This is a genomic window from Pseudomonas oleovorans subsp. oleovorans (assembly GCF_002197815.1).
GTDB lineage: Bacteria > Pseudomonadota > Gammaproteobacteria > Pseudomonadales > Pseudomonadaceae > Aquipseudomonas > Aquipseudomonas oleovorans.
Genome location: NZ_NIUB01000002.1, coordinates 55,003 through 80,814 on the forward strand (window position 1 = coordinate 55,003; position 25,812 = coordinate 80,814).

Below are 25,812 nucleotides of genomic sequence, written 5' to 3' on the forward strand. Positions count from 1 at the left end.
GATGCTCAGGCACCGATACGCAACGGCCCTGCATAGCCGCGATCAACGGCGCGCGAGCCACTGCTCGGCCAACTCACGCGCACGCCGGTCAGCGTCGAAAACAGCGTCGAGCGCTTCGACAGCCTGGACAGGCTGCGCGTTCAGTACGGACTCGATCATACCCGCGATATCGCTGAAACGGATGCGCCGTTGCAGGAACGCCTCGACTGCCACCTCATTGGCCGCATTGAGCATCGCCGGTGCACTGCCGCCAGCCTGCGCCGCCTCGCGCGCCAGGCGCAGGCAGGGGAAGCGCTGCTCGTCGGGACGCTCGAAATCCAGGCGACCGACGGTGAACAGATCCAGCGGCGATACGCCTGAGTCGATACGCTCCGGCCAGGCCAAGGCGTGGGCAATCGGCGTGCGCATATCCGGATTGCCCAGTTGGGCCAGCACCGAACCGTCGATGTAATCGACCAGCGAGTGAATCACGCTCTGTCGGTGAATGACCACCTCGATCTGCTCGGGGCGGGCATCGAACAGCCAGCAGGCCTCGATCATCTCCAGCCCCTTGTTCATCATGCTGGCCGAATCGACCGAAATCTTGCGCCCCATCGACCAGTTGGGATGTGCACAGGCCTGTTCCGGCGTGACATGCTCCAGCTCAGCCAGAGGCGTCTCGCGGAATGGCCCGCCGGAAGCCGTCAACAGCACACGGCGCACGCCGACTGCCTGCAAACCGCGTGCATAGTCGCCGGGCAGACACTGGAAAATGGCGTTGTGCTCGCTGTCGATGGGCAGCAGCACCGCCCCGCTCTGCCTGACGGCCTGCATAAACAGGGCGCCAGACATCACCAACGCCTCCTTGTTGGCCAGCAGCACTTTCTTGCCGGCCTGCACCGCAGCCAGCGTCGGCCTGAGCCCGGCAGCACCAACAATGGCAGCCATCACGCAGTCGACGGCCGCATCCGCCGCAACCGCGCACAACCCCTCTTCGCCGACCAGCACCTCGGTCGCCAGCCCGGCGGCGCGCAGCCTGCCCTGCAGATCGAGCGCTGAACGGTCATCGTGCACTACCGCGTAGCGCGGACGATGCTGAACACATAACACCTGCAGCTCTGCCAGGCGGGAAAAACCGGTCAGGGCGAATACCTGATAGCGCTCAGGATGGCGCGCAATCACATCCAGCGTACTGAGGCCGATGGACCCCGTCGCCCCCAGCACGGTTACCTGCTGCACCGCGCTCACAGCGCGCCCCAGCCGGCGAGCCACAGCAATGTGGCAAACACGGGAATGGCCGCGGTAAGGCTGTCGATACGGTCCAGTACGCCACCATGACCCGGCAGCAGGTTACTGCTGTCCTTGATCCCGGATTGGCGCTTGAACATGCTCTCGGTCAGATCGCCAACCACGGAAATCAGTACGACCACAGCCGCACCCGCCATAGCCAGCAACAATTCCGTGACGGACCACTCCTGCTGCAGACCAACCAGAAAAGTGATCAGCAGACTGGCAGCAAGGCCGCCATACAGCCCTTCCCAGCTCTTGCCCGGGCTGACCTTGGGCGCCAGCTTGCGCTTGCCAAAGGTCTTGCCGGAAAAATAGGCGCCGATATCCGCCCCCCAGACCAGCACCATCACCGCGATGATCAGCGCATTGGCCTGCGGCCACTGCTTGAGCAGGATCAGCCCTTGCCAGGCCGGTAGCAGAATCAGCAAACCAATCAGCAAACGTCCCGGCACACCGCCCCAGAGACGACTGCTATCGGGATAGGTCATTACCAGAAAGGTCGCGACCAACCACCACAGCACAGCCACCACCAGCAGCAGCGGGGCAACGACCGGCACCATGTACAGCAAGCCGAGCAACACGGCCACTGCAGCTGCATAGGCCACACGCAGCGACTGCGCCTCGAAACCTGCCAGACGGGCCCATTCCCAGCCCCCCAGCGTGACCACCGCACCGATGAACAGGGCAAAGGCACCGCCATCGAGCAGAAAAAAACCGCCCAGGGCGATGGGCAACAGCACCAGCGCCGTGATGATTCGTTGTTTGAGCATTAGGAGCGCGCCTTAGCTTCCACCTGCTCGCTGGTCTTGCCGAAGCGACGCTGGCGGGTAGCGAAATCGGCCAGCGCCTTGCGCATGGCCTCGTGCTTGAAGTCCGGCCAATAGAGGTCGGAGAAGTACAGTTCGCTATAAGCCAACTGCCACAGAAGGAAGTTACTGATGCGGCGCTCGCCACCCGTACGGATGCACAGGTCGGGCAAAGGCAGGTCACCGGTAGCCAGACAACCCTGAAGCAATTGCGGGGTAATGTCTTCGGGCTGCAAATGACCTGCTTGCACCTCACGCGCCAGACGCTGAGCGGCCTGGGCGATATCCCACTGACCACCGTAGTTGGCTGCGATCTGCAAGGTGAAACGCCGGTTGCCGGCAGTCAGTTGCTCGGCTTCGCGCATGGCTGCCTGCAACTCGGGATGAAAGCGCGAGCGGTCCCCGATGATGCGCAGGCTAATGTCATTATCCAGCAGACGCTTGGCCTCACGACGCAGCGCACCGAGGAACAACTCCATCAGCGCGCCGACCTCTTCGGCCGGGCGCTGCCAGTTTTCACTAGAAAAGGCGAACAGGGTTAGCACCTCGACACCCGACTCGGCACAGACTTCGATTACCGCGCGAACCGCATCGACCCCGGCCTTGTGCCCTGCCACACCAGGCAACAGGCGCTTCTTCGCCCAGCGGTTGTTGCCATCCATAATGATGGCGACATGCCGCGGCACCGCCCCCTGCTTGTTCTTGTCCATGTATGGGCGCCGAGCCGTCAAACGGCCATCAGGTCCGCTTCTTTGACCTCGAGCGCCTTGTCTATGTCACCGATGAACTTGTCGGTGATTTTCTGCAGCTCGTCAGCGGCACGACGCTCTTCGTCCTCGCTGATTTCCTTGGCCTTGGACAGTTTCTTCAGCTCGGCCAGGGCATCACGACGCACATTGCGCACCGCGACCTTGGCATCTTCAGCAACCCCACGCGCCTGCTTGGTGTAGCCCTTGCGGGTTTCCTCGGTCAGGGCTGGCATCGGTACGCGAATGGTAGTGCCGGCGCTGCTCGGGTTCAGGCCCAGGTCGGAAGTCAGAATGGCCTTCTCGATGGCGGCACTGAGGTTCTTGTCGTGAGCGACGATCTTTAGGGTGCGCGCATCTTCGACGGTGATCGCGGCTACCTGATTGAGCGGCATGTCGCTGCCCCAGGCCGGGACCTTGATGCTATCGAGAATGCTCGGATGGGCACGACCGGTACGAATGGAAGCAAGGTTGCGACCCAGCGCCTCCAGGGACTTGCTCATGCGTTCCTGAGCGTCTTTCTTGATATCGTTGATCATTGTGCATCCTCCTCGATCAGAGTTCCTTCGGCGCCACCCACTACAACGTTCAGCAGGGCGCCGGGCTTGTTCATGTTGAAGACCCGCAGCGGCATGTTGTGATCGCGGCACAGGCAGATGGCGGTCAGATCCATCACCCCCAGCTTGCGATCGAGCACTTCGTCATAGGTCAGGCGCTCGAACTTTTCGGCATGCGGGTCTTTGAACGGGTCGGCAGTGTACACGCCATCGACCTTGGTCGCCTTCAGTACCACGTCCGCATCGATCTCGATGGCACGCAGACAGGCGGCCGAATCGGTGGTGAAGAAGGGGTTGCCGGTACCCGCTGCGAAGATCACCACCTCACCGGTTTTCAGGTGGCGCATGGCCTTGCGGCGATCGTAATGATCGGTCACGCCGACCATGGAAATCGCCGACATAACGATGGCCGGGATGTTCGAGCGTTCCAGCGCATCACGCATGGCCAGCGCGTTCATCACGGTCGCCAGCATGCCCATGTGGTCACCGGTAACGCGATCCATGCCGGCAGCGGACAGTGCTGCGCCGCGGAACAGGTTGCCACCACCGATCACCAGTCCGACCTGCACGCCGATGCCGACCAGTTGACCGACTTCCAGCGCCATGCGATCGAGCACCTTGGGATCGATGCCGAAATCTTCCGAGCCCATCAGGGCTTCGCCGCTAAGTTTGAGCAGAATGCGTTTGTAGCGAGGTTGGCGACCAGTCGTCTGCTGAGCCATTGCAAGTCTCTCCTGCGGCGATATGAAATTCTTCTGTAACACGCTTGCGCGCTGCAATTATCCGGCACTTCGAACGTGCCGACGACCGTAGGTTGCACGGCCGCTTGTATATTTGTCGCCCCTTATTCGGCAAAGAGGCCGCACGCGCAAGCGGGCAGCCTCTCTGGGACAACTGGCCGAACCGCCGATTACTGCTTGCTGGCAGCAACCTGAGCGGCAACTTCGGCAGCGAAGTCGGTCTCGGCCTTCTCGATACCCTCGCCCACTTCGTAACGAACGAAGGAAACGACTTCGGCACCGGCCTTCTTCACCAGGTCACCGACCTTGACTTCCGGATCCATGATGAAGGCTTGCTCGACCAGACTGGCTTCGGCCAGGAACTTGGCGATACGGCCTTTGACCATGTTCTCTACGATGTTTTCCGGCTTGCCGGCGATCTTCTCGGCGTTCAGCTGCAGGAAGATTTCCTTTTCCTTGGCAACCAGCTCTTCGGAAACCTGGTCCGGCGACACGACAGCCGGGTTGGAGGCAGCGATGTGCATGGCAACGTGCTTGGCCAGTTCGTCGTTGCCGCCTTTCAGGACAACCAGAACACCGATGCGGTGGCCGTGCAGGTAGGCACCAACGGTTTCGCCGGAAACAGCGGTCAGGCGACGGATGTTGACGTTCTCGCCGCACTTGGCAACCAGAGCTTCACGAGCCGATTCGCGGGAAGCGATCAGCGGAGCAGCGTCGGTCAGGTTCTTCTCGAAGGCTTCGTCGATGCTCTCTTTGACGAAAGCCTTGAAGTCGTCCTGCAGGGCCAGGAAGTCGGTCTGCGAGTTGACTTCGATGATCACACCACGACCACCTTCAACGCGAACGGCGATGGAGCCTTCAGCGGCGATGTTGCCGGCCTTCTTGGCAGCCTTGATGGCACCGGAAGCGCGCATGTCATCAATGGCTTTCTCGATGTCACCACCAGCAGCAACCAGGGCCTTCTTGCATTCCATCATGCCTTGGCCGGTACGCTCGCGCAGTTCTTTAACCAGGGCTGCAGTAATCTCTGCCATCTTGAAAATCCTCTCGGTAGGTCTTCAACCAAATCAAATCTTTGAGTGGCAAAAAGGGGGCCTAGCACTAATGCCAGTCAGTTAAGCCGTTGCACTCGATCTTTGTAGGAGCCGGCTTGCCGGCGATCCGCCATAAAAAGCATCGCCAGCAAGCTGGCTCCTACGAAAAGCGCCCCCTCTACTGCAAGTAGGAGGGAGTGGTGACGAACTTATCTGATCAGCATTAGGCCTAGCCCCCTTCTTGCACAGCGCATAACGCTAAATGCTTGGCGTTAACGCTTAGCCTTCGGCGCTCTCGGCAGCAGCTTCTTCGACGAACTCTTCAGTCGCGCCGCCAGCGTTGCTGCGACCACGGATCACAGCGTCGGCCATGGCACCCATGTACAGCTGGATGGCGCGGATGGCGTCGTCGTTACCCGGGATGATGTAGTCAACGCCTTCCGGGCTGCTGTTGGTATCGACAACGCCGATAACCGGGATGCCCAGCTTGTTGGCTTCGGTGATAGCAATGCGCTCGTGGTCAACGTCGATCACGAACAGAGCGTCCGGCAGACCGCCCATGTCCTTGATACCACCCAGGCTGCGATCCAGCTTTTCCAGATCCCGGGTACGCATCAGGGCTTCTTTCTTGGTCAGCTTGGCGAAGGTGCCGTCCTGGGACTGGGCTTCCAGCTCGCGCAGGCGCTTGATCGAAGCACGGATGGTCTTGTAGTTGGTCAGCATGCCGCCCAACCAGCGGTGGTCGACGAACGGCGAGCCGCAACGAGTGGCTTCTTCGCGAACGATTTTGCCTGCGGAACGCTTGGTGCCAACGAACAGAATCTTGTTCTTGCCAGCAGCCAGCTTCTCAACGAACGACAGGGCGTCGTTGAACATCGGCAGGGTTTTCTCGAGGTTGATGATGTGAATCTTATTGCGCGCGCCGAAAATGTACTTGCCCATTTTCGGGTTCCAGTAACGGGTCTGGTGGCCGAAGTGCACACCGGCCTTCAGCATATCGCGCATAGTGACTTGGGACATGATAGTTCCTTGATAAGTCGGGTTAGGCCTCCACGCATCCCAGTTTCCAACCCTCGAACTTGTCGAAGGCACCCAGGAAACCGTGTCGATACGTGTGTGGGTTTAGGCTTTCGGGCGCAGTGCCCGTAAAGCGGCGCGTTTTATACCACAGAAAGCAGCGACAAGCTACAAGGCAAACGCCGTAAACAGGGGCGAAGCCTAGGGTCTGTTGCCGTTTCGCGCACGGCCGCGACGGAGCCAGTTTTTGCGTGGGACCAGGCGCGAGACGCGAAGTTTGGTCGCCCAAATGAGCCGTCGAGTAACGACGTACCACGCAAAAACTGGCCCGTCCCTTCGGGTTGCGTGGCGCAATTTGGCGCAGCAACGCGGCTCGCGTCGAAACGGCAACAGACCCTAATGCCGATCAGATAAGGTTTTTTGCTCTTGCAGGGTGGGCTTCAGCCCACCAACGGCGGCCGGCGTGGGCTGAAACGGAGCGCCGCCCGACCCACCCTACAAATCGAACCGACTGGCAACAGTTAAATTCCTTCCTATACGATTGCAGCGCCCGTAAACCAAGTGTCTAGGCGCTTAACTGACTGACATTAGGGCAAAGCCCGCTCATTAACACATGCGACTCGATGCTTGCAGCTGCCTTTGGGGCTTGCACCACGTAGCTGCTAATATATGCCCCTTTTCTGCGTACACTCGAGAGCCCGATATGACCGTCACCATCAAATCCGCCGAAGAAATCGAGAAAATGCGCGTGGCTGGCCGCCTGGCCGCCGAAGTGCTGGAGATGATCGGCGAGCACGTCAAGCCGGGCGTCACCACCGAAGAGCTGGATCGCATCTGCCATGACTACATCGTCAACGTGCAGCAGGCCATCCCCGCCCCGCTCAACTACAAGGGCTTTCCCAAGTCGATCTGCACCTCGGTCAACCATGTGGTGTGCCACGGCATCCCCAGCGACAAGCCACTGAAAGACGGCGACGTGCTGAACATCGACGTCACCGTGATCAAGGACGGTTACCACGGCGATACCAGCAAGATGTTCATGGTCGGCAAGGTTGCCGAATGGGCTGAGCGCCTGGCCAAGGTCACCCAGGAGTGCATGTATAAAGGCATCGAACTGGTCAAGCCGGGCACCCGCCTGGGCGACATCGGCGAAGTGATCCAGAAGCATGCGGAGAAGAACGGCTTCTCCGTGGTTCGCGAGTACTGTGGGCACGGCATCGGCGCCGTGTTCCATGAAGAGCCGCAGGTGCTGCACTACGGCAAGGCCGGCACCGGCATGGAGCTCAAGGAAGGCATGACCTTCACCATCGAGCCGATGATCAACCAGGGCCGCCCGGAAACCCGCCTGCTCGGCGACGGCTGGACCGCCATCACCAAGGACCGCAAGCTTTCCGCGCAATGGGAGCACACTGTGCTGGTCACCGCAGACGGCTATGAGATCCTGACCCTGCGCAGCGACGACACCCTGCCGCGCACCTCGGCCTGACCGCGATCCGTAGGGTGCGCCGTGCGCACCATTGAAGCTTGTGGTGCGCATAGCGCGCCCCACCTTATATAAGGAAGGCAACTGCATGCCGCAGATGGACCCCGAACTGTTTGACCGCGGTCAGTTCCAGGCCGAGCTGGCCCTGAAATCCAGCCCCATCGCCGCATTCAAGAAGGCCATCCGCGGCGCGCATGAAGTGCTCGATGCGCGCTTTCGTGCCGGCCGTGACATTCGCCGCCTGGTCGAGGATCGCGCCTGGTTCGTCGATCAGATCCTGCAGGAAGCCTGGAAGCGCTTCACCTGGAGCGAGGATGCCGACATCGCCCTGCTCGCCGTTGGCGGCTACGGCCGTGGCGAGCTGCACCCTTACTCGGACATCGACCTGCTGATCCTGCTGGGCAGCAATGATCACGAAATCTTCCGCGAGCCGATCGAAGGCTTTCTCACCCTGCTCTGGGACATCGGCCTGGAAGTCGGCCAGAGCGTGCGCTCGGTCGACGAATGCGCCGAAGAGGCGCGCGCCGACCTGACGGTGATCACCAACCTGATGGAAAGCCGCACCATCGCCGGCCCCGAACACCTGCGCCAGCGCATGCAGCAGGTGACCAGCACCGATCAGATGTGGCCGAGCAAGCACTTCTACCTGGCCAAGCGCGACGAACGCAGAGCGCGTCATGCCAAGTACAACGACACCGAGTACAACCTCGAACCCAACATCAAGGGCTCGCCCGGCGGCCTGCGCGACATCCAGACCGTGCTCTGGGTGGCGCGCCGCCAGTTCGGCACGCTGAACCTGCAAGCCCTGGTCGGCCACGGCTTCCTGCTGGAAAGCGAATACACCCTGCTGTCCTCCAGCCAGGAATTTTTGTGGAAGGTGCGCTACGCCCTGCACATGCTCGCCGGGCGCGCCGAAGACCGCCTGCTGTTCGATCACCAGGCCAAGATCGCCGCCCTGTTCGGCTATCAGGACGGCGACGGCAAGCGCAGCATCGAACACTTCATGCAGAAGTACTACCGCGTAGTGATGGGGATTTCCGAGCTGTCGGACCTGATCAACCAGCACTTCGAGGAAGTGATCCTGCGCGCCGGCGAAAGCGGCCCGGCCACGCCCCTGAACAGCCGGTTCCAGGTGCGCGACGGCTATATCGAAGTCACCCACCCGAACGTGTTCAAGCGCACGCCCTTCGCCATCATCGAAATCTTTGTGCTGATGGCGCAGCACCCGGAAATCAAGGGTGTACGTGCCGACAGCATCCGCCTGCTGCGTGACAGCCGCCACCTGATCGACGACGAGTTCCGCAAGGACATCCGCAACACCAGCCTGTTCATCGAGCTGTTCAAGTGCAAGGAAGGCATCCATCGCAACCTGCGGCGGATGAACCGCTACGGCATTCTCGGCCGTTATTTGCCGGAGTTCGGCCATATCATCGGGCAGATGCAGCACGACCTGTTCCACATCTATACGGTCGATGCGCACACGCTCAACCTGATCAAGCACCTGCGCAAGTTTCGCTGGCCGGAGCTGGCGGAGAAATTCCCTCTGGCCAGCAAGCTCATCGACAAGCTGCCCAAGCCGGAGCTGATCTACCTCGCCGGCCTGTATCACGATATCGGCAAGGGCCGTGGCGGTGATCATTCGGAGCTGGGCGCGGTGGACGCCGAAGCCTTCGCCCGCCGCCACCACCTGCCGGCCTGGGACAGCGCGCTGATCGTCTGGCTGGTGCAGCACCACCTGGTGATGTCCACCACCGCGCAGCGCAAGGACCTTTCCGACCCGCAGGTGATTCACGATTTCGCCCAGTTCGTCGGCGACCAGACGCACCTGGATTATCTCTACGTGCTGACCGTGGCCGACATCAACGCCACCAACCCCAGCCTGTGGAATTCCTGGCGTGCCAGCCTGCTGCGCCAGCTCTATACCGAGACCAAGCGCGCCCTGCGCCGCGGCCTGGAAAACCCGCTGGATCGCGAAGAGCAGATTCGCCAGACCCAGAGCGCCGCCCTCGACATCCTGGTGCGCGGCGGCACCGACCCGGACGATGCCGAACAACTGTGGAGCCAGCTGGGCGACGACTACTTCCTGCGCCACACGGCCAACGACGTGGCCTGGCACACCGATGCCATTCTCCAGCATCCCAACGATGGCGGTCCGCTGGTGCTGATGAAGGAAACCACCCAGCGCGAGTTCGAGGGCGGCACGCAGATCTTCATCTATGCGCCGGACCAGCATGACTTCTTCGCCGTGACCGTAGCCGCGATGAGCCAGCTCAACCTGAACATTCACGACGCACGGATCATCACCTCCACCAGCCAGTTCACCCTCGATACCTACGTGGTGCTGGATGCCGACGGCGGCTCGATCGGCAACAACCCGGCACGCATCCAGCAGATTCGCGAAGGCCTGATCGAAGCACTGAAGAACCCGGACGACTACCCGACCATCATCCAGCGCCGCGTACCGCGCCAGCTCAAGCACTTCGCCTTCGCGCCGCAGGTAACCATTCACAATGATGCGCAGCGCCCGGTGACCATCCTCGAACTGACCGCACCGGACCGCCCCGGCCTGTTGGCGCGGATCGGGCGAATCTTCCTCGAATACGACCTATCGTTGCAGAACGCCAAGATCGCCACCCTCGGCGAACGGGTCGAGGACGTATTCTTCATTACCGACGACAAGGGCCAGCCGCTGTCCGATCCCGAACTCTGCGCACGCCTGCAGGAAACCATCGTCCGTCGTCTGTCCGAGCCCAGTATCCAGCCGGCCCAATTTTCCATCTGATTTGCGGAAGTATCGATGAACCCAGCTCTCGACCAGCTCCAGCCCTACCCCTTCGAGAAACTGCGCGCCCTGCTCGGCAGCGTGCAGCCACCTGCCGACAAGCGTGCCATCGCCCTGTCCATCGGCGAACCCAAGCATCGCTCGCCTGACTTCGTCGGCCAGGCGCTGACCGCCAATCTCGACAAGCTCGCCGTCTACCCGACCACGCTCGGCTTGCCGGAGCTGCGCCAGAGCATTGCCAACTGGTGCGAACGTCGCTTCGGCGTGCCGACTGGCTGGCTGGATGCCGCACGCCACGTGTTGCCGGTCAATGGTACCCGCGAAGCGCTGTTCGCCTTCACCCAGGCAGTGGTCGACCGCAACGCCAAGGGCCTGGTGGTCAGCCCCAACCCCTTCTATCAGATCTATGAAGGTGCTGCGTTCCTTGCCGGCGCCGAACCACACTACCTGCCGTGCCTGGAAGCCCACGGCTTCAACCCGGACTTCGATGCCGTGCCGACAGAGATCTGGCAGCGCTGCCAGATTCTCTTCCTCTGCTCGCCAGGCAACCCCACCGGCGCCCTGATCCCGGTCGAGACGCTGAAGAAACTGATCGTCCTGGCCGACGTGCACGACTTCGTCATCGCCGCCGACGAGTGCTACAGCGAGCTGTATTTCGATGAGGACGCACCACCGCCCGGCCTGCTCAGCGCCTGCGCCGAACTGGGCCGCAGCGACTTCAAACGCTGCGTGGTGTTCCACAGCCTGTCCAAGCGCTCCAACCTGCCGGGTCTGCGCTCGGGCTTCGTCGCTGGCGACGCCGACATCCTCAAGCACTTCCTGCTCTATCGCACCTACCACGGCTGCGCCATGCCGGTACAAACCCAGCTGGCCAGCGTTGCCGCCTGGAATGACGAAGCACATGTACGCGCCAACCGTGACCTGTACCGCGAGAAGTTCGCTGCCGTGCTGGACATCCTCGCCCCGGTGATGGACGTACAGCGCCCCGATGGCGGCTTCTACCTGTGGGCACGTACTCCGGGTGACGACACCCTGTTCACCCATGACCTGTTCGCCACCGAGCACGTCACCGTGGTGCCCGGCTCGTACCTGTCGCGCGAAGTGAACGGCGTCAACCCGGGTGCCGGCCGCGTGCGCATGGCACTGGTAGCACCACTGGCCGAGTGCATCGAGGCCGCCGAGCGTATTGCCCGTTTCATTCGCGGCGCCTGAGCCTCTGCAGGGCCTGTGGGCGGGGCTTTAGCCGCTAGTCTCCGACTCCGTAACACATCGCAGCGACAGCCGCCGCCACGTCTGGACGCGACGTGGCATAATGGCCCGCCGTATTTCCCGGACCTTCCGGCACGCCACTCATCAGAGGAAGATCAATGAGTTACGTCCTGTATGGCATCAAGGCCTGCGACACGATGAAAAAGGCCAGAACCTGGCTCGATGAACACCAGGTCGACTATGCCTTTCACGACTACAAGAGCGTCGGAATCGACCGTGCAAACCTGGAAAAGTGGTGCAACGAGCATGGCTGGCAGACCATCCTGAACCGTGCCGGCACCACCTTCCGCAAGCTGGACGACGCGCAGAAAGCCGATCTCGACCAGGCCAAGGCCATCGAACTGATGCTGGCCCAACCCTCGATGATCAAGCGCCCGATACTCGACCTGGGCGACAAGACCCTGGTCGGCTTCAAGCCGGATAACTACCAAGCCGCGCTGGCCTGATCAACCTCACCCGATTTCGTTGCAAGGAACCCCATCTAATGAGCACCTCCCTTTACAGCATCGCCTTTGGTGTTGGCACCCAGAACCGCCAGGGCAACTGGCTGGAAGTCTTCTACGCCCTGCCGCTGCTCAATCCGGCCAGCGAGCTGGTAGCCAAGGCCGCCGAGAAGCTCGGCTACCAGGGCGGCAACCAGGCCATCGCCTTCACCACCACACAGGCCGCTGACCTGGCCGAAGCCCTGAAAGGCGTGGACGCCGCTCAAGCGGCGCTGCTGACCCGTCTGGCCGAAAGCCACAACCCGCTGGTCGCCACCTTCCTGGCTGAAGATGCCGCGCTGACCAGCACCCCGGAGGCCTACCTCAAGCTGCACCTGCTGTCGCATCGTCTGGTCAAGCCGCACGGCCTGAGCCTGGCCGGCATTTTCCCGCTGCTGCCCAATGTGGCCTGGACCAGCCAGGGCGCCGTTGATCTCAGCGAGCTGGCCGAGCGCCAGCTGGAAGCACGCCTGAAGGGCAAGCTGCTGGAAGTCTTCTCGGTGGACAAGTTCCCGAAAATGACCGACTACGTGGTGCCGGCCGGTGTGCGTATCGCCGACAGCGCCCGTGTGCGCCTGGGCGCCTATATCGGCGAAGGCACCACCGTGATGCACGAAGGCTTCGTCAACTTCAACGGCGGCACCGAAGGCCCGGGCATGATCGAAGGCCGCGTTTCCGCTGGCGTCTTCGTCGGCAAGGGTTCCGACCTGGGCGGCGGCTGCTCGACCATGGGCACCCTGTCCGGCGGCGGCAACATCATCATCAGCGTCGGCGAAGGCTGCCTGATCGGTGCCAACGCCGGCATCGGCATCCCGCTGGGCGACCGCAACACCGTCGAAGCCGGCCTATACATCACCGCAGGCACCAAGGTGAACCTGCTCGACGAGGGCAACGCCCTGGTCAAGGTGGTCAAGGCACGCGACCTGGCTGGCCAGCCGGATCTGCTGTTCCGTCGCAACTCGCTGACCGGCGCCGTGGAGTGCAAGACCCACAAGTCGGCCGTCGAGCTGAACGAAGCCCTGCACGCCCACAATTGATCGTCATACCTCCCCTCTCCCTCCGGGAGAGGGGCCGGGGGTGAGGGCAAAACCACGCGGATCTGACAAACCATGTCACTGACCTCCCCCTGGCGTGCCGACTTCCCCGGCATTCTCGCCCTCGAAGCCGAAGGCCAGACCTATCTGGACAGCGCCGCCACTGCACAGAAACCACAGGCGGTGCTGGACACCCTGCTCGGCTACCTGGGCAGCGGCGTGGCCAACGTGCATCGTGCCCAGCACCTGCCAGGTGAACGTGCCACCCGCGCCTTCGAGGCCACACGCAGCAAGGCTGCACAATGGCTGAATGCGGCCGGCAGCGATGAGATCATCTTTACCCGCGGCAGCACCGAATCACTCAACCTACTGGCCTATGGTCTGGAGCATCTGCTGCAGCCTGGCGAGCAAATCGTCATCAGCGCGCTGGAGCACCACGCCAATCTGCTGCCCTGGCAGCAACTGGCCAAGCGCCGCAATCTCGAGTTGGTGGTATTGCCGCTGGATCACACCGGCAGCATCGATCTGCAGCAAGCGGCTCGGCTGATCGGCCCGCGCACCCGCCTGCTGGCGGTCTCGCAGCTGTCCAACGTACTTGGCCGCTGGCAACCGCTTGCCGAGCTGCTGGCCCTGGCACGCGCGCAAGGCGCATTCAGCGTGGTCGACGGCGCGCAGGGTGCGGTGCATGGTCGCCACGATCTGCAGGCGCTGGGCTGTGATTTCTACGTGTGCTCGTCACATAAGCTCTACGGCCCGGATGGCGTCGGCCTGCTGTATGGCCGCCGCGAAGCGTTGGGCAAATTGCAGCACTGGCAATTCGGCGGTGAAATGGTGCTCGATGCCGACTACCAGAGCGCGCGCTTTCGCCCTGCTCCATTGGGTTTCGAGGCCGGTACACCAGCGGTTTCAGCGGTCATAGCCCTGGGCGCAGCACTGGACTGGCTAAACGGGCTGGATCACACCGCCGTGGCACGTCATGAAGCGGCCCTGCATGCCGAACTGCTGGCCGGCCTGCAAAGCCGCAACGGCGTGCGTCTGCTCGGCGAGCCGCAACTGGCGCTGGCCAGTTTCTGCGTCGACGGCGTACATAACGCCGACCTGGCTCACCTGCTCAGCGAACAGGGCATCGCCGTGCGCGCCGGGCATCACTGCGCCATGCCGCTGATGAAAAGCCTGGGGCTGAGTGGTGCGATTCGCGTCTCGCTGGGTCTGTACAACGACAGCGAGGACCTGCAGCGATTTTTCAGCGCTCTGGATAACGCCCTGGAGTTGCTGCGTTGAAGCGCGGCCAATGGTTCGTCGTAGGAGCGGCGTCAGCCGCGAATATTGGCACCCGGAGCATCGCAGCTGAAACGGAATGCCGCCCAGCCGCTCCTACATGCTACGGGAGTCTCTCGCCATGAGCCTGTCAGTCGCCGCTCAGGAAGCACTGGAAGCCTTTGCCGCCTGCCACGGCTGGGAACAGCGCGCGCGCCTGCTGATGCAATGGGGCGAACGTCTGGAGCCATTGAGCGAAACCGAACGCCTCGACGAGCACCGCGTGCATGGCTGCGAGAGCCCGGTCTGGCTGATCGCCGAACAACGCGACGAGCACCTGCACTTTCGCGCCAGCAGCGACGCCCGCCTGCTGCGTGGCTTGCTGGCGGTGCTGCTGGCGCGTGTCGAAGGTCTGCCTCGCGCCGAGCTGGCCAGTGTCGATCTGGTCGACTGGTTCAACCAGTTGGGGCTGCAGCGGCAGCTATCGCCCTCGCGCAGCAATGGTCTCAACGCGGTGCTGCAGCGTATGCGCGAGTTGGCGGGGCGCTCCGCCTAAAAACCATTCGTCGCGGGGCGCTTGCCGCCACTCCATCGCGTAGGAGCCCCGCCCCGGGGCGAAGCTTTCAGTCGCTCTTGCCCCGCTCGCGCAACGTCAGCCCCCGCAGAAAATTGCGCAGGATCTGATCGCCGCACTCGCGAAAGTGCTTGTGACCCGGCGCGCGAAACAGGGCGCCAAGCTCGGCCTTGGTCATCGGCAGGTCGACCGCTTGCAAAAGCGCCTGGATATCGTCGTCGCGCAGCTCGAAGGCCACGCGCAGCTTCTTCAGGATCAGGTTGTTACTCAGGCGTTTTTCCACCGGCAGGCGCGGCCGGCTAACGTCCTTGCCACGCTTGTAAAACACCAGGCCTTCAAGCACGTGCGCCAGCAGCACATCGCTGCAGGAACGATACCCAGGCTCGTCCTCACGCAGCAGACAGGCCGAGATCAGGCCCGGTTCGACGGGATAATCCGCCAACCGGCATAGCTCTTCCAGCTTGCCATCGCTGACATCCAGCAAATAGCGCAAGCTGCGCAGTACATCGTTATTGAGCATGCAGAAAACTCTTGGAGGAAGGGGGTAGGCAGGTGCGCTTCAGTCCCGCACGGCCTGGGCCGAGGTGCTGGGTTTCCAGTCATCGGCGTTACCGGAATTAAGCGCCTGCTGTAGACGCTGCAGGTCACCACGCTGGGCAAAGTCACGCAGCCTGGCATTGAACACGCGCAACAGCTTGACACTCTCAGGATCGTCCTTGCGAAACAGCAAGCGCAGCGGCTCGGTATTCAACTGCCGCGGATGATGCACGATTTTACCGCCATCTTCCGGAAACAAACGATTCAACATGGCATAGCCGACAGCGCGGTCCTGTGGATGCAGGTCGATACGCCCCAACTCCAGAAGACGAAAGCTGGTGTCCTCCTTGCCATTCTGCTCGACGCTCAGGCGGCCAGCCTGCAGCGCATCGTCGAACGCCGGGCCGTAGGAGTAACCCAGCGTCGTGCCGATGTGATACTTCAACAAGTCCTCGACCGAGGTCCAGTCGAACGCCTGATCGCGACGATGGAACAGAACGATCTCCCCGCGCACCAGCGGGTCGCTACAAATGCCGTAATTGAGCCGACTGGGGCTGCAGCTATAGGGCATGATCGCGTGCAACTGCCCCTGCTGCAGCATCAGTACGTTGCGGTCCCAGGGATGGAAGATGAATTCGACCTGGTAACCCGCTTCAGCGAACACTGCGCTGATCAGTCGCGCCAGAGCGCCACCATCACTGCGCTCCTGGTCGACATAGGGCGCCCAGTCGCCGGTGCCGATACGCAGCTTCTGCGGCTCGGCCTGAACGGGCCCAAGGGCTACCAGCAAAACAGGTAGCGTCAGGGAGGCGAGCATCCGTGCCCAGCGTCTTCTCAGCGAGACGCTACAAAACAGGTACGACACAAATCACCTCTGATACGGATCATGTTCGACGTCTCCCTGTCGGCTACTGCAACCTCTCCCTTCGCCCAGCATAGTCAAACGCAGCGCGCACGGAAGTTTCTCAGGTTTTCGATTGGCGCTCTGCCGGACGACGGGCGCCAGCCACCAGTTTGTCTACCAGCTTGGCCGCAGCGGCCATGCCGAAGCTGGCGGTGACCATCATCACCGCGCCGAAACCGCCCGCGCAGTCGAGCTTCACCCCTTCACCGACGAAGCCCTTGGCCTGACAGACCGTGCCATCCGGCTTGGGGTAACGCAGTTGCTCGGTGGAGAACACGCAAGGGACGCTGTAGGTGCGGCCCGGCGTACGCGAGAAGCCATAGTCGCGGCGCAACAGGCTGCGTACCTTGGCCGCCAGCGGGTCGTTGAAGGTCTTGTTCAGGTCGGTGACCTGAATCTGCGTCGGGTCGACCTGCCCGCCCGCGCCGCCGGTGGTGACGATCTGGATCTTGCGCCGCTTGCACCAGGCGATCAGCGCCGCCTTGGCCGGCACGCTGTCGATGCAGTCGATCACACCGTCGAGCTGTTCGGTGATGTACTCGGCCATGGTCTCGCGGGTAACGAAATCCGCCACCGCGTGCACCACGCAAGCCGGGTTGATGGCGCGGATGCGCGCGGCCATCTCGTCGACCTTGGCCTTGCCCACCGCGCCTTCGACGGCGTGCACCTGGCGATTGGTGTTGGTGATGCAGACATCGTCCAGGTCGAACAGGGAAATCTCGCCGACGCCCGAACGCGCCAGCGCCTCGGCCGCCCAGGAACCGACGCCGCCGATGCCGACTACCGCCACGTGCGCCGCTGCCAGTCGTTGATAGCCCTCCTGGCCGTAAAGCCGGGCTATGCCGCCGAATCGCTGATCGTCAGTACCCATCACACCCCCTGCAGGAAGGCGCGCATTATAGAGATAGCACCCTGCCCACCCAAGCCTGTCGAACAGGTCAGCCGTCGGCCTAATGCCAGTCAGTTAAGCGTCGACGTTGCCAATGCGTAGGAGCGGCGCCCCGCCGCGAACCAGGGCGATGCGCAATTGAAAAGCTTCGCCCCGGGGCGGAGCTCCTACGAAAGGCCGCTTTGGCAGCCTTATCTGATCGGCATTAGCCGTCGTCAAGCAGTACGCCGCATCCGGCGCTTCGCGCCACCTTCTCCCAGAGGGAGAAGGGCATCAAGGATGGCGTCGCTGCGCGACTTTCACGGTAATATGGCCAGCTTTCACGCCAGCCGCTGTACCGGAGCCGCCATGACCGCCCCCCTCACCCCGACCCTGGAACTCGCTTTCGACCTGATTCGCCGCCCGTCCGTGACCCCGGTCGACGAAGGTTGCCAGGAACTGATGATGCGTCGCCTGGCTGCCTGCGGCTTCGAGATCGAACGCATGCGCATCGAAGAGGTGGAGAACTTCTGGGCCAAACGCGGTGGCGACGGCCCCGTGCTGTGCTTCGCCGGCCACACCGACGTGGTGCCCACCGGCCCGTTGGACGCCTGGCAATACCAGCCATTCGACGTGCGCGTCGATGAAGATGGCATGCTCTGCGGCCGTGGCGCAGCGGACATGAAGGGCAGCCTGGCGAGCATGATCATCGCCGTGGAGCGCTTCGTCGCCGATTACCCGCAGCACAAGGGCGCCATCAGCTTCCTCATCACCAGCGATGAAGAAGGCCCGGCCCAGCACGGCACCAAGGCAGTGGTCGAGCGCCTGCGCGAGCGCAACGAGCGCCTGGACTGGTGCATCGTCGGCGAACCGTCGAGCACCACCCTGCTCGGCGACGTAGTCAAGAACGGCCGTCGTGGCTCCCTCGGCTGCACCCTGACCGTGTACGGCAAGCAGGGCCACGTCGCCTACCCGCACCTGGCGAAGAACCCGATTCATCTCGCGGCCCCGGCGCTGGCCGAGCTGGCCGCCGAGCATTGGGATCACGGCAACGACTACTTCCCGCCGACCAGCTTCCAGGTCTCCAACCTCAACTCCGGCACTGGCGCGACCAACGTCATCCCCGGCGAACTGAAGGCGGTGTTCAACTTCCGCTTCTCCACCGAATCCACCGTCGAGGAGCTGCAGCAGCGCGTCACCACCATTCTCGACAAACACGGTCTGGACTACCACCTGGAGTGGGCGCTGTCCGGTCTGCCGTTCCTCACTCAGCCGGGCGAATTGCTCGACGCCGTGGCCGCCAGCATCAAGAACGTCACCGGTCGCGAGACCACGCCGTCCACCAGCGGCGGCACCTCCGACGGTCGCTTCATCGCCACCCTGGGCACTCAGGTGGTCGAGCTCGGCCCGGTCAACGCCACCATCCACCAGATCAACGAGCGCGTACTGGCCAGCGACCTCGATCTGCTCACCGAGATTTACTATCAGACGCTGGTAAAACTCCTCGCATGAGCCTGATCTGCCCCATCTGCCAGACGCCGCTGGAGCCGAGCGCCAGCGGCCTGGCCTGTGCAAACCGCCACAGCTTCGATCGCGCCCGGCAGGGTTACTACAACCTCCTGCCGGTGCAACACAAAAACAGCCGCGCCCCCGGCGACAACGCCGCCATGGTCGAGGCCCGCCGGCGTTTTCTCGAGGGTGGCCACTACGCACCGCTGGCCGCACGCCTGGCCACACTGGCTGCCGACTACAAGCCGGCGCGCTGGCTGGATATCGGTTGTGGCGAGGGTTACTACACCGAACAGATCGCCCGTGGCCTGCCCGCCGCCGACGGTTATGCCCTGGATATCTCCCGCGAGGCGGTGAAACGCGCATGCAAACGTGCTGCGCAGCTGAGCTGGCTGGTGGCGAGCATGGCCCGTGTGCCATTGGCCGATGCCAGTTGCGACCTACTGGCCAGCGTCTTCAGCCCGCTCGACTGGGCCGAAGCCAAACGCCTGCTCGCACCCGGCGGCGGCCTGCTGCGCATGGGCCCAACCCGCGTGCACCTGATGGAACTGCGCCAGAAGCTGTACGACGAAGTACGCGACTACGACGACGAAAAGCACCTGGCGCTGATCCCTGCGGGTATGCACCTGGCCCACAGTGAGACGCTGCTGTTCCCGCTGCACCTGGCCGACACCCAGGCCCGCGCCGACCTGCTGGCCATGACGCCACACGGCTGGCGCGCCAGTGCCGAACGCCGTGAAGCAGTGATCGCCGAGCCCTTCGAAGTTACCGTCGCCATCCGCTACGATTGGATCGTCAAAACTCAGGAATGAACCTAATGCGCCAACCGGACATCGAGATCTACCTCAAAGACGCCGAACGTGATGCCGTGGCGCAATGGCTGGGTGAAGCACTTGGCCCATGCAGCGACTGGCAGCAGAAAGGCCAGACCTTCAAGTGCAAGGCCGGTGACGTGCCGGTGACCTGGTTGCCGAAAGCCGTGGGCAAATGGCACAGCCTGTACCTGGAAAGCGACGCCACGCCCTGGGCCGACGACCTGGCTTGCGCCCGCGCCGCCCATGCCGCGCTCGGCGTACAGATTCGCTGCGCACCCGGCACCTGGGTCGAGGATGAAAGCGACGAGCAAGCCGACCGCTGGATCAAGGTCGACGCCGATGGTGAAACCGAAATCGTCTGGCGTACTGAATAAAAGCGGCCGCTTGGCGGCCATCTGATGACCCTCTCCCGCTTGCGGGAGAGGGTGCCCGAAGGGCGGGAGAGGGTCAGGGGTCTCACGCTACGAGATTTTTGAATCGACAGCGAATCAGGACGACAAAGCTTCGCCCCGGGGCGGGGCTCCTACGCAAAGCTGCGTGGGGTGATTAGCTTCGCCCGTAGCCCAATGAAATCCGGGGATCAGCGCATTTTCCGGATTTCATCCGTACAGTGTTCTTCACCTTCGCGGCCCAAACAGACCACAAAGAACAAGGCCGATCATCGACGGTAATGCTGTTCACTTAAGCGACGGTCGGACGCGTTCAGTGCCCTCGCCCCTCTGGGGAGAGGGTTAGGGCGGGCCGCGTTCGGAGAGGTTGGAGCCAGCAGGCAGTTTCGCGGTGTTCTCGGCCCTCTCCCCCAGCCCCTCTCCCATGAATGGGAGAGGGGAGCTACCCGCGAAACCCGCCCTACGAATACAGCGCCCACAAACAACAAGGCCCGTCATCGACGGGCCTTGTTGTATTTCGAGCTGGAGCTCAGACCGCGGAGACGTCTTCCGCCTGCAGGCCTTTCTGACCCTGGGTCACACCGAACTCGACCTTCTGGCCTTCGACCAGGGTGCGATGGCCGTCGCCACGAATGGCGCGGTAGTGAACGAATACGTCCGGGCCGCTTTCGCGCTGAATAAACCCGTAACCCTTGGAATCATTGAACCATTTGACGGTTCCCGTCTCACGATCTGCCATTACCAACTTCTCCAAACTCGCTATGTTTTTATTGTCCCGAAGGCGCTTTGACGGCTCGGTAAAAACGCTCTTCTCAGCGTTCGCCACCCCCGGCAATCGAGCATGGAGCAGGTCAAGCGATTCGCGTTCTTGCTGCAGTCGAAGGCCGAGTATAAAGCATGGATTGTGACTGAAAAGCACTTTTTCAAAACCGCCACGAACCCAGAAGATATGCGGGTTACAGCTCGTTTTATGGGCTTTTGACTAACAGATCGCGCAACTTCTTCGCCAGCCGCTGCACCTGATCAGGCTCCAGTCGATATGCCCAGTCACTGCGCGCACTCACCTCTGCGGCGTTGAAACCTTCACGCTCGCCAAGCACCAACCAATACTGCTCACCCTGCTTGTACAACGCTCCTTCGAGCTTTTCCTCGGCAAAACCACTGAGGCTGAACTGCAGCACCGGCGCCTGCTTGAAACCTATCTGCGAAAGCGGCGCAGCATCAGCGAACTGCAGGTTGGAGAAGACCAGTGCGACACCATTGGCCGCACCCTCGAAGCTGAGTTTCTGCTCCTTGCGCAGCTCTGCGACAGCGAAGTTGTACTGCTGGGCATCGGCACGCGTCAGGGTAAGTTTCTCGCCATCGGCGTAACGCAGCTCAAGGCGCGCGATGCGCGTGAAGGGAATGTCGGTGACACGTCGATCCAGCCAGTCCAGCTCACGCGTCGGCACCTGCAACTGCTGATCGATCAGCCAGACCTGATTCTCGCCGGCACGACGCACCAGTTGCCCACTGCCTTGCTGAGACGGATTACCCAAGCGCAGCCCCAGGTCGGGATGGCCGTCGAAGTGCAGCTTCAGACGCAGCGCCTGCTCATCAGCCGCCCCCTCCTCGGCCAGTCCCAAACGAGCATGCCACTGCGGGTTGGCAGTCTTGGCCTCCTGCGTGCGCGCCTCACGCAATGCCCGCAGCAGTTCGGCCAGCGCTTGCGGCGCCGCCGGATAGTCGGCCTTCGCCGGCACCACCCAACCATCTTCACGCCGCTCGATGCGTACCGAGGGCTGCCCCGGCGCCTCGATCTCCAGCGCCTGCAGCGTATTCAGATAGCCCTGTTCGGCTGCCAGCCAGGGCGCCGACTCGACTTGCGCCGTGCTCTGCTGCTGGCCGCGCTGCACGGCCAGGTAACCCAGCACGCAAAGCAGCACGATGATGATCAATGCGATCAGACCTTTACGTCCCATGATCTCCTCACAAGTGAATGACTATGCGCGTGGATATCGCGTTTTACATCCACCGCAGCGGTGGATCGGTAAAGCGTGATCCACCCTACGCTCGGTTCGTGGGAGGGGCTTTAGCCGCGACTGTCGCCGCTGAAGCGCCTCCCACAGGTGCTAACCCTCACGTGCGACGACGGCGCCGCCACAACCACAGTGCCAACACGCCCAGGGTCAGCAGCGCCGGCACCAGAGCGATGTTGATGATCTTCAGCGTGCGGCCCAGCGCCTCGATATCGGCATTGAGCTGGTAGCGCACCTCACGCAGCTCCTTGCGAATCTCCAGCTTCTGCTGGATGAAGCGCTGCAACGCGCCCTGCTGCTCAGGCGTGAGCTCCAGGTTTGGATCGTCGCTTTGCTGTAGCGCCGCCAGTTGCTGCTCGGTTTCGGCCAGGCGTGCCTGCAGTGCCTGCTCCTTGTCACGGAAACGCTGTTCGGCGGCGCGCTGCAGCTCCTCGACCACCACGAACGGACGGCTGAAGCGACCACGCGAACGTACGCTGATCAGCGCCTCAGAGCCGGTCAGGTTGTCCAGCGCGTTGATGGTGAAGCTGCCGTTATCCGCCCAGGGTTGCGGCATGCGCTGGCCGAAGAAGTCCTGCACCTGCACCCACATGCGATCACTGAGGATGTCGGTATCGGCCACGGCGATGACGTTGATGTTATCTGCCTGCCTGAGACCGTCCTTGCGCCCCTCGATGCCATCGGGGAAGGCGCTCTGCGCCGGACCGTCGATACGCGCAGCGATGGTGTAGCGCTCGCCGGTCGGCTCCAGTTCGCGGATCAGCTCCTCGGGGTTGCTGAGCATGGCGAAGCGCTGGGCGTCGAAGGGCATGGCGTATTCGGAGCTTTGCATCAGCGGGGTAAAGCGCGTCTTCGCCCCTTCCAGCGGCTCGAGAATGCCGGCGGTGGCGACGGTGACGTTCTCCAGCCCAGCCGTGGCGATATCGGTCTGATCCAGCGCCTTGCGCGGCAGGCTCAGCCAGGCAGCGTGACGAACCGGACGCTGGCCCTGACCACGGTTGACCGACATGGCGTAGGAGCCGTCACCGAGCACCTTGTCCGGCACCATGCGCAAGCCCCAGGCCTTGAACAGCGACTCGATATTCGACGCCCGGTCCACCGCCACTTCACCCGGCATATCACCGGTGTCAGCCTCGGCATAGGGGTCAACGAACACCATCAGCTTGCCGCCGCGCAGCACGAACTGGTCGATAGCGTACAGGGTCTGCTCGGGCAGATTCTTCGGATGCACCAGCCACAGCACCGAGACGCTCTCGGGAATCTGGTCGACATCGCTCTGGAGCTGCTCGATCTGGAACAACTGGCGCACCTGCTCCAGCACCATCCACGGCGGCGTCGGCTGCCGCGCCATCATGTCGAAGCCACCGGTCATCGGCAGCCCGGAGAGCACGCCAACCACCGGCAGCTCCGGCTTGGCCAGGGTCTGCACCAGGCGGCTCAGCTCGTACTCCAGATGCTCCTCCTGATCCAGGGCGAAGAACGGGATCACCTGGATGTTGTCCAGGCCGTTGGTGCCAGCCAGGCCGAAGTAGATCGAGTCACCGCCCTGCTGCAGCGGGATGCCCTGCAGACCGAACTGCGCGGCCTTGTCCTCGTCCTCGGAGAACGGCTCGGGGTCGATGATATGCAGGCGGATCTTGCCGCCGGCCTGGGCCTGGTAGGCCTTGAGCATCTCCTCCACGCGCTGGGCGTAGGTACGCAGCGCCGGCAGGTTCTTGGCCACCTTGTCCGAATAGAAGAAGTACAGGTTGATCGGCTCGTCCAGCTCGGCAAGGATCTGCTTGGTGCCGTCGGAGATGGTGTAGAGCTTCTGCTCGGTCAGGTCCAGGCGCGCACCGCCCAGGCCCAGGCCGGCCAGCAGGTTGAAGGCGAGAAAGGCCACCGCGATCAGCAGCAACCCGGCGCCGGAATAGATCAGCTTTTTCATGGGCGCGTTCCTTCAGTCGGCTTTCTTCAGGTCGATGACCACAGCGGTGGCAGTCAGCCAGGCGGCGATCAGCGAGAGGAAATACAGCAGGTCGCGCAGATCGATCACGCCCTTGCTGATGGCGTCGAAGCGCACCAGAAAGCTCAGCGAGGCGATGGCATCCACCAGCCACTGCGGCGCCCAGGCGAAGGCGTCGAGCACCATGGGGAAACCGCTGACGATGAACAGAAAGCAGGCGCTGACCGCAAGGATGAAGGCGATCACCTGATTCTTGCTCAGCGCCGACATGCACGAGCCGATGGCCAGATAGGCGCCGGCCAGCAGCCAGCTGCCGATATAGCCGGTGACGATGGCGCCGTTGTCCGGCTCGCCCAGGTAGTTGACCGTGATGATCATCGGGAAGGTCAGCAGCAACGCAATGCCGGCGAACACCCAGGCCGCCAGGAACTTGCCGGTGACCGCCTCGAAGCGGGTGATCGGCAGGGTCATCAGCAGCTCGATGGAGCCGGACTTGCGCTCCTCCGCCCACAGGCGCATGGCAATCGCCGGCACCAGGAACAGATAGAGCCAGGGGTGGAAATTGAAGAAGGCCGAGAGATTGGCCTGGCCGCCTTCGAAGAAACCGCCCAGATAAAAGGTGAACACCCCGGACAGTACCAGGAAGATGACGATGAACACATAAGCCAGCGGCGTGGCGAAGTAGCTCGCCAGCTCACGCTTGAAGATCACGGGCAACTGGGTCATGGCTGCTCTCCCCGGGTCAGCGTGCGGAACACTTCATCCAGGCGGCCGCGTTCCACGTTGAGTTCCTTAACCTTCCAGCCGCGTTCGGCAATCAGCGCATTGACCTGCGGGAAGATCACCTCACCCGGCTGCGCGAGCACGCTCAGGCTGTGCTCGCGGGCGTTCTCCTCGACACCGGCGACGCCCGGCAGCGCCGCGAGGGCAGCCTGATCCAGCGCTTCATCGGCCACCAGCGTCACCGCCTGGTGATAGCGCGAGCGGCTTTCCAGCTCCAGCGGCGTACCATCGGCCAGCAAGCGGCCCTGAGCAATCACCACTGCGCGGGTACACAGCGCCGTGACTTCTTCGAGAATATGGGTGGAAATGATCACGATCTTGTCGCGGGCCAGCCCCTGAATGAGCTGGCGCACCTGATGCTTCTGGTTGGGGTCGAGGCCGTCGGTGGGCTCGTCGAGAATCAGCACGCGCGGATCATGCAGAATCGCCTGGGCCAGGCCGACGCGGCGCTTGAAGCCCTTGGACAGCGTCTCGATGCTCTGCTCCAGCACCTTTTCCAGCTCCACCTGCTCTACCGCGCGCTGCACGCGTTGCTTCTTCTCGGCGCCGCGAAAACCGCGCACCTCGGCGATAAATTCAAGAAAGCCACGCACCGTCATATCGCCATAGCAAGGCGCGCCTTCCGGCAGATAACCGATCTGCCGCTGGGCCTTGAGGGTCTGGGTTTGGATATCGCAACCGAGGATGCTCGCCGTACCGGAGGTCGGCGCGAGAAAGCCGGTGAGCATCTTCATGGTGGTGGATTTGCCGGCCCCATTGGGGCCGAGAAAGCCCAGCACTTCCCCTGGCTGGACCTGGAACGACAAGTCATCGACTGCCGTGTGCTGCGCAAAACGCTTGGTCAGGTTTCTTATATCGATCATGGCCTCTCACCGTCGCGAATGGCATTGCGCTCAGCGAAACCACCGCAAAAGCGCAGGCCGCAAGAACGCCGGGCGCGAAAAACCACCGGCCCGGACGTGGGCAAGACCGTAGCAAAACTGAAAAGTTCAGT

The 25,812-nt window shown here is 62.6% G+C and carries 25 protein-coding genes; 10 read left to right on the forward strand and 15 right to left on the reverse strand.

Going from position 1 to position 25,812, the window contains the following annotated elements; all coding sequences use genetic code 11:
• Positions 1-42: 42 nt before the first annotated feature.
• The 7 genes from ispC to rpsB all read right to left on the reverse strand — a co-directional run bounded on the left by ispC (position 43) and on the right by rpsB (position 6,172).
• Positions 43-1,227 (reverse strand): 1-deoxy-D-xylulose-5-phosphate reductoisomerase, encoded by a 1,185-nt coding sequence (ispC, locus tag PSOLE_RS01235; protein ID WP_074855694.1) that lies wholly within the window; start codon positions 1,225-1,227, stop codon positions 43-45.
• The gene (locus PSOLE_RS01240) at positions 1,224-2,039 is read right to left on the reverse strand and encodes a phosphatidate cytidylyltransferase (protein WP_074855692.1); all 816 of its coding nucleotides are present in this window, start codon (positions 2,037-2,039) and stop codon (positions 1,224-1,226) included. Before PSOLE_RS01240 ends, ispC begins: the two co-directional genes overlap by 4 nt.
• Positions 2,039-2,785 (reverse strand): polyprenyl diphosphate synthase, encoded by a 747-nt coding sequence (uppS, locus tag PSOLE_RS01245; protein ID WP_074855691.1) that lies wholly within the window; start codon positions 2,783-2,785, stop codon positions 2,039-2,041. Before uppS ends, PSOLE_RS01240 begins: the two co-directional genes overlap by 1 nt.
• A 17-nt stretch (positions 2,786-2,802) precedes the next feature.
• Positions 2,803-3,360, reverse strand: coding sequence for a ribosome recycling factor (gene frr / locus PSOLE_RS01250; protein WP_074855689.1), 558 nt, complete (start codon positions 3,358-3,360; stop codon positions 2,803-2,805).
• Positions 3,357-4,100: a UMP kinase gene (gene pyrH, locus PSOLE_RS01255; protein ID WP_004424012.1), complete on the reverse strand. Its 744-nt coding sequence runs from the start codon at positions 4,098-4,100 to the stop codon at positions 3,357-3,359. Before pyrH ends, frr begins: the two co-directional genes overlap by 4 nt.
• A 188-nt stretch (positions 4,101-4,288) precedes the next feature.
• Positions 4,289-5,152, reverse strand: a complete 864-nt coding sequence (gene tsf, locus PSOLE_RS01260) for a translation elongation factor Ts (protein ID WP_074855687.1) — start codon at positions 5,150-5,152, stop codon at positions 4,289-4,291.
• 279 nt (positions 5,153-5,431) lie between these two features.
• Positions 5,432-6,172, reverse strand: coding sequence for a 30S ribosomal protein S2 (rpsB, locus tag PSOLE_RS01265; protein WP_004424008.1), 741 nt, complete (start codon positions 6,170-6,172; stop codon positions 5,432-5,434).
• A 700-nt stretch (positions 6,173-6,872) separates the two neighbouring features.
• On the opposite strand from rpsB, the gene map reads away from it, so the two are divergent.
• From map to PSOLE_RS01300, 7 genes are all read left to right on the forward strand, one after another.
• Positions 6,873-7,655 (forward strand): type I methionyl aminopeptidase, encoded by a 783-nt coding sequence (gene map, locus PSOLE_RS01270; protein ID WP_074855685.1) that lies wholly within the window; start codon positions 6,873-6,875, stop codon positions 7,653-7,655.
• Positions 7,656-7,740: 85 nt separating this feature from the next.
• Positions 7,741-10,434 carry a [protein-PII] uridylyltransferase gene (locus PSOLE_RS01275; protein ID WP_004424004.1) on the forward strand — a complete coding sequence of 898 codons (2,694 nt, stop codon included), beginning with the start codon at positions 7,741-7,743 and terminating at the stop codon, positions 10,432-10,434.
• Between the two features lie 15 nt (positions 10,435-10,449).
• The gene (gene dapC, locus PSOLE_RS01280; protein ID WP_074855684.1) at positions 10,450-11,646 is read left to right on the forward strand and encodes a succinyldiaminopimelate transaminase; all 1,197 of its coding nucleotides are present in this window, start codon (positions 10,450-10,452) and stop codon (positions 11,644-11,646) included.
• Positions 11,647-11,801: 155 nt separating this feature from the next.
• Positions 11,802-12,149 (forward strand): ArsC family reductase, encoded by a 348-nt coding sequence (locus tag PSOLE_RS01285; RefSeq protein WP_074855682.1) that lies wholly within the window; start codon positions 11,802-11,804, stop codon positions 12,147-12,149.
• A gap of 38 nt (positions 12,150-12,187) precedes the next feature.
• Complete coding sequence (gene dapD / locus PSOLE_RS01290) at positions 12,188-13,222, forward strand: 2,3,4,5-tetrahydropyridine-2,6-dicarboxylate N-succinyltransferase (RefSeq protein ID WP_004423993.1); 1,035 nt, start codon at positions 12,188-12,190, stop codon at positions 13,220-13,222.
• Positions 13,223-13,294: 72 nt separating this feature from the next.
• Entirely contained in the window at positions 13,295-14,500 is a 1,206-nt protein-coding gene (locus PSOLE_RS01295) for an aminotransferase class V-fold PLP-dependent enzyme (protein ID WP_074855679.1), read from the forward strand.
• 118 nt (positions 14,501-14,618) lie between these two features.
• Positions 14,619-15,032, forward strand: a complete 414-nt coding sequence (locus PSOLE_RS01300) for a SufE family protein (RefSeq protein WP_004423988.1) — start codon at positions 14,619-14,621, stop codon at positions 15,030-15,032.
• Between the two features lie 67 nt (positions 15,033-15,099).
• Here the strand turns inward: PSOLE_RS01300 and PSOLE_RS01305 are convergent, their stop codons facing one another.
• From PSOLE_RS01305 to tcdA, 3 genes are all read right to left on the reverse strand, one after another.
• On the reverse strand, positions 15,100-15,570 hold the full coding sequence (locus PSOLE_RS01305) for a YehS family protein (RefSeq protein ID WP_004423985.1): 471 nt from the start codon (positions 15,568-15,570) through the stop codon (positions 15,100-15,102).
• 39 nt (positions 15,571-15,609) lie between these two features.
• Entirely contained in the window at positions 15,610-16,404 is a 795-nt protein-coding gene (locus tag PSOLE_RS01310) for a substrate-binding periplasmic protein (protein ID WP_074855677.1), read from the reverse strand.
• A 148-nt stretch (positions 16,405-16,552) separates the two neighbouring features.
• Positions 16,553-17,362, reverse strand: coding sequence for a tRNA cyclic N6-threonylcarbamoyladenosine(37) synthase TcdA (tcdA, locus tag PSOLE_RS01315; protein ID WP_004423981.1), 810 nt, complete (start codon positions 17,360-17,362; stop codon positions 16,553-16,555).
• A gap of 366 nt (positions 17,363-17,728) precedes the next feature.
• Here tcdA and dapE point away from each other — a divergent pair, with 366 nt between their 5' ends.
• From dapE to PSOLE_RS01330, 3 genes are read left to right on the forward strand one after another with little or no spacing between them, the layout of a single operon-like run.
• Positions 17,729-18,871, forward strand: a complete 1,143-nt coding sequence (dapE, locus tag PSOLE_RS01320; protein WP_039964502.1) for a succinyl-diaminopimelate desuccinylase — start codon at positions 17,729-17,731, stop codon at positions 18,869-18,871.
• Positions 18,868-19,680 (forward strand): putative RNA methyltransferase, encoded by an 813-nt coding sequence (locus tag PSOLE_RS01325; RefSeq protein WP_004423978.1) that lies wholly within the window; start codon positions 18,868-18,870, stop codon positions 19,678-19,680. Before dapE ends, PSOLE_RS01325 begins: the two co-directional genes overlap by 4 nt.
• A 5-nt stretch (positions 19,681-19,685) precedes the next feature.
• Positions 19,686-20,057: a hypothetical protein gene (locus PSOLE_RS01330; RefSeq protein ID WP_074855675.1), complete on the forward strand. Its 372-nt coding sequence runs from the start codon at positions 19,686-19,688 to the stop codon at positions 20,055-20,057.
• Between the two features lie 544 nt (positions 20,058-20,601).
• Here PSOLE_RS01330 and PSOLE_RS01335 read toward each other — a convergent pair.
• From PSOLE_RS01335 to PSOLE_RS01355, 5 genes are all read right to left on the reverse strand, one after another.
• Entirely contained in the window at positions 20,602-20,811 is a 210-nt protein-coding gene (locus PSOLE_RS01335; RefSeq protein ID WP_004423973.1) for a cold-shock protein, read from the reverse strand.
• 229 nt (positions 20,812-21,040) lie between these two features.
• On the reverse strand, positions 21,041-22,033 hold the full coding sequence (locus PSOLE_RS01340) for a DUF4340 domain-containing protein (RefSeq protein ID WP_004423970.1): 993 nt from the start codon (positions 22,031-22,033) through the stop codon (positions 21,041-21,043).
• A 157-nt stretch (positions 22,034-22,190) separates the two neighbouring features.
• Positions 22,191-24,017, reverse strand: a complete 1,827-nt coding sequence (locus PSOLE_RS01345; RefSeq protein WP_074855673.1) for a GldG family protein — start codon at positions 24,015-24,017, stop codon at positions 22,191-22,193.
• 12 nt (positions 24,018-24,029) lie between these two features.
• Entirely contained in the window at positions 24,030-24,761 is a 732-nt protein-coding gene (locus PSOLE_RS01350; RefSeq protein WP_003244158.1) for an ABC transporter permease subunit, read from the reverse strand.
• Positions 24,758-25,681: an ABC transporter ATP-binding protein gene (locus PSOLE_RS01355; protein ID WP_074855671.1), complete on the reverse strand. Its 924-nt coding sequence runs from the start codon at positions 25,679-25,681 to the stop codon at positions 24,758-24,760. The genes PSOLE_RS01350 and PSOLE_RS01355 overlap by 4 nt, the downstream gene beginning before the upstream one ends.
• Positions 25,682-25,812: the final 131 nt, after the last annotated feature.